The sequence below is a fragment of the Sphingobacterium sp. JB170 genome, from assembly GCF_900163865.1.
Lineage (GTDB): Bacteria > Bacteroidota > Bacteroidia > Sphingobacteriales > Sphingobacteriaceae > Sphingobacterium.
Map to the genome: position 1 here is coordinate 1 of NZ_FUKU01000077.1, position 4,553 is coordinate 4,553.

Sequence of the window (4,553 nt, forward strand, 5' to 3'; positions counted from 1 at the left end):
AGGCGTGTTCGGGACTTACACCCTAGAGTTATTGCCCATGCTGGGCACACCAAAAAAGCACAGCACTAAAACTGGGTGCATATGCTTGGAAACCTTGGGTGCATATTAACGGGATATACATCATGTCCATAAACCACAAAAAAATAAAGGATCTATATCCCCAAAACTATAAGCAAATCATCGAGCAATCAATATGTGGTTCGTAGGACGGATACGTAATATGCGAGGAAAAGAGTTCACATAAGGCTGCGTTCTCAAATAACAATAAGTCCTCAAGAGAATATTCGGTTCCCGCAAATAACTGCGTTAATTATTTACGGTATTTCAGGAGACTCGCCGGCGGAACCTATTTTACGGTTACTGACGCCATCGAGATGTAACGTAATTATTTGTTTTACGAGTATTGGCCATATTAGCCCCCATAATAACGTCAACATGTGAAAAAGCCTTGAATTGCAATCCTCTGCTGGGCACTCCCACGATTCCAATGCCTTTTAATTTTTAGATAATAATTTTCCTCGCGTCGTCGGCGATATCAAAGCCAATTTAACGACTTTTCAACTTGGAAGAAATAATCCTCTTAAGTTTCAAAAGAAAGGTTATAAAAATATAGAAGACGACGGCCAACGAGACGGTGAAAGGAATAAGCCAATATCCCAATATCTCATATTGCTGCATTTCAGGTCCATTTTCGAGGATACCATAGTTGATAAGCTTCCCATCTTTGTAAAAAAGACCAGTGTATTCCGGATAGAATAGTTTACCAAAAATCAGTGCGATAAACGAAAACAAAAAAAGATAAAGAAAAAAGAATACTAGGTATATTATTCCATTTGATAGATTCAATATTAGGGCCTTAAAAACGTGTACCGGATTGAAGGAATTAGTCGCCTGTCGAAGTTTCCTTTCGGCTATCAGTGGCTTCAGTACATCACTTGGTATACCTATCCGTTCTAAGGTATCGACAAGATTAGATATTTCGCTGTTGCTTTGATCTCTTGTGGACAGGCTCTCATAGATATGGCTGTTCATTTCGGCGAGTACGTCGATACGATCGGCCTTAGAAAGAATCTTCGTTGCGAATTCAATTTGCTGAAGGTAATTTTCATAAATCTTCTGCGCATTGTTGTCTGAAAACTGTAATTTCTTAAATCTCATAGGTTTTTATTGTATTTTATTGAGACCGCTGGATAATTCGACCCAGTGGAGTTTCATCTCGTCTAACACCAGTTTACCCTTATCCGTTAAAAAATAGTACTTTCTTGGCAAGCCCGTGTCTTGCTCAACCCATTTTGAATTAAGTAGATCCTCCGTCTTTAGTCGGTTAAGGAGTGGGTAAAGTGTACCTTCAGCAATTTGTATATCAACAAGATCTTTCATCCTTTCGATAAGTTCATAACCATATAACTCTTCTTTACTAAGAAAAAGCATAACGATGAAAGGCAATGAGCCCTTTTTCAGCTGGGATTTCCATTTGGGAATAAACTCATGTTCCATACGACAAATGTATAACAAAATACATAGTAATACAATGTATTTTGAGAATATTATGAAAACTTAATTTATCAGTGTAAATAATTAGTTCAAAAACAGGAGGTTTAAAATTGAATACAATTCAAGACATTGCTTGCGCACAGTTATACGCAACTACTTTCGATACAGAAAGTAACTCAAGCTAGTTTATTGACAGTTGAAGCACCAGAGGTACAAATCAGGATCAGGTACAATCTTTAAAAATAAGTTTTTACAGCAAATTCAAATTGCGAAATAAAGACACGTTTAAACGCACTAATATTATTTAGCTCATAAAAGATAAGCATGGCCTCTTTGTATTCAATAGAATCTACAGTCCTAAAAGAAATCGGACAATAGCCTGCAGCAATTAAAATAGCATTACTTACAATTCTAGCCGTTCTTTTATTCCCATCAACAAATGCTTGAATGTAAGAAAGCAAGACGAGGGACAAGAAAGATTTCTCCAAAGGATTTTGCTTTTTATTAATCAAATTACACATCGCTTCCAAGGCTTCTCGGATCTGATATTCGTTATCTAAAGGGACATAATTTGTACCTGAAATACCAACTCTATTTTGCCTAATATTTCGGTCTACGTCTAAATCCTTGATCAAGATGCTATGGATATCTTCAATACTTCTTATGTTTAAGGGAACAACATAATTGGGTTGTTCAATGATGAAATTTAATGCCTCCTTATGATTAAGCAACATTACTGCATCATCTTTCGGCTTACCGGATGCTGTTTCTTTTTCTTTGAGCAACCGCTCCGTTTCCAATAACGAATAGGTATTCCCCTCGATTTGAGAAGACTTCCAACTAAGATCAATAGCCAAACGCTCTAATTCTTTATTGTATGCTGAAGGAGATAATTTTGAAATATTTTCTAAAAACTTCTCGTGTAAGCTATTTAGATACTTATCCTCTTCAGGAGTGAATAAACTAACATTAGCCAAAACATCTAAAATGCCAAAATCAAACGCATCTTTTATCTCTCTTTGATCCTGCTCATTTTTAAAATACTCATTGATATCTAAAGGGTAGAAAAGATCATAAGGTGTACTCAGGGTATAGTTTGTACCTTTTTTCTTACCGTCAGTAACAATAAGTCCCTCGTCATACAGCTTCTTTAAAATACGCTTAACGGTCGCATAACTAAAAGATTCTCGTAGTCCAAGGTGAATATCCTTTGAAGAAGTTAACGGATTCTTCCTAATATAATCTAATATAATTTCTTCTTTCATTCCTTATAGCTCATTTGATAAGTAAATATAGCTCATTTAATTGAAAACATGAGCCATAAAATCAATAAGAATGAGCTATAAAACAATTGACAATTAGATTTGGCTCATAAAAAACAGATATACTGGCCAATTATCCTCTTAAATGAGCCACAAACTACACCTAATTGAGCTTCAAATAAAAAAATTCGAAACAAAGCGATTCTATTTGCCGATACAATAACTATTAAGCTATTTAATTACAAGCGATTAGCATTCATCAAGGTTAGCTAAAGAACAGTGATTTTAGAGAAAATAAGTTTTCAATATTGGTGGTAATTTCGCCTGTTATCTCACCCATTGTCACATTTAATTTAAAAAAATTATAGAGACTTATGGAAAGTTCAAAATCTACTAGCTACATGATCACAAACTCATCAATAAAAAACACACAATACTGATTTAAAGACACATGTGTTGATAAGATAAAGTTTTACCTTTTATAATTTACCGACTACAAACAGCATTTTGTAGTCGGTAAATCTTAAAAAACTACCAATTTAGCTCATAATTTGTGCTTCTGCCACCCGAATCAGCCTTTATTAGGATACCTTTATTCATTAAATCTGTAATATCTCGTAATGCAGTATCCGCAGAAACCTTTGTCATCTTTGCCCATTTTGATGAAGTCAGATTTCCTTTAAAATTATCCATTAATTTATTCAACATCATTCGTTGTCGATCATTACTGATATTAACATTGTTTTGCATCCAAAAGTGATGTTTTCTAACGACTTTATCTATTATCGTATTCGAAGCAATAATAGCTCCTTTGAGGCAGTTTAAAAACCAAACTACCCAATTGGTAATATCTGAATCTCCTTTTTGCGTTTTCTCTAAAATCGTATAATATTCCTTACGTTCATGTTTAATTTGCGCAGACATACTATAAAAGCGTTGATTGACACCATCCGCTTTCGATAATTGCATATCTGTTAATGCCCGAGCAATCCGTCCATTTCCATCATCAAATGGGTGTATAGTCACAAACCATAAATGTACAATAGAAGCTTTTAAAACTGGATCTATAAGAGAATCCGTATTAAACCAACCGATAAATCTCTCCATTTCTTCTTCGAGCCGGTCAGCTTTAGGTGCTTCAAAGTGTACAACTTCTTTTCCCATTCCTCCTGAAACGACTTGCATATCACCGCTTCTCCATTGCGCCACATCTATTTTGTACAACCCACTTCTTCCGATTGGAAATAATGCACCATGCCAGTTAAATAATCTTTCTTTACTTATGGTCTTATCTGTATTCTGTGTAGCATCTAACATCATTTCTACTACACCATCGATATGACGATCAGAATTTACAAGACCTGAATTTTCCAACCCTAATCGAGTCGCTATCGATGAGCGGACTTGTTCTGGATTTAATATCTCGCCCTCTATTTCTGATGATTGAACAACATCTTGGATAAGTGTTTCTAAGTTTGCTTCGTCTTTTAATTCAAATCCAAGCAACTCTACTTTTCCAATAAGCTTTCCTTGAAGATGCCGAACTTCACTTAAACGATTAAGTATTTTCTCATCTTTCCATTGAAATTCTGTCCAATTATGTCGTTCGTGTATATAGACTGCCATGATTTCAAAATTATATGCGGTAAATATATGTATTATTTGCCGCAAAAAAAGCGGAGAATAATCTATTTATTCTCCGCACAACTATCTGCGTGTTGTAATGCTAAGTTTTATTTAACATCAGTAGCGTCCTAAATAATTTTTTGGGTACAGAAAGCCCGTCTTCATCGCTAT

Annotated in this window: 4 protein-coding genes; all 4 read right to left on the reverse strand. The window is 35.0% G+C overall.

Annotated elements, in window-relative coordinates:
* Positions 1–546: 546 nt before the first annotated feature.
* The 4 genes from FM107_RS19245 to FM107_RS19260 all read right to left on the reverse strand — a co-directional run bounded on the left by FM107_RS19245 (position 547) and on the right by FM107_RS19260 (position 4,382).
* Positions 547–1,158, reverse strand: a complete 612-nt coding sequence (locus tag FM107_RS19245; RefSeq protein ID WP_086950105.1) for a hypothetical protein — start codon at positions 1,156–1,158, stop codon at positions 547–549.
* 6 nt (positions 1,159–1,164) lie between these two features.
* On the reverse strand, positions 1,165–1,497 hold the full coding sequence (locus FM107_RS19250) for a PadR family transcriptional regulator (RefSeq protein WP_086950106.1): 333 nt from the start codon (positions 1,495–1,497) through the stop codon (positions 1,165–1,167).
* Between the two features lie 233 nt (positions 1,498–1,730).
* The gene (locus FM107_RS19255; RefSeq protein WP_086950107.1) at positions 1,731–2,759 is read right to left on the reverse strand and encodes a Fic family protein; all 1,029 of its coding nucleotides are present in this window, start codon (positions 2,757–2,759) and stop codon (positions 1,731–1,733) included.
* 528 nt (positions 2,760–3,287) lie between these two features.
* The gene (locus tag FM107_RS19260) at positions 3,288–4,382 is read right to left on the reverse strand and encodes a Fic family protein (RefSeq protein ID WP_086950108.1); all 1,095 of its coding nucleotides are present in this window, start codon (positions 4,380–4,382) and stop codon (positions 3,288–3,290) included.
* Positions 4,383–4,553: the final 171 nt, after the last annotated feature.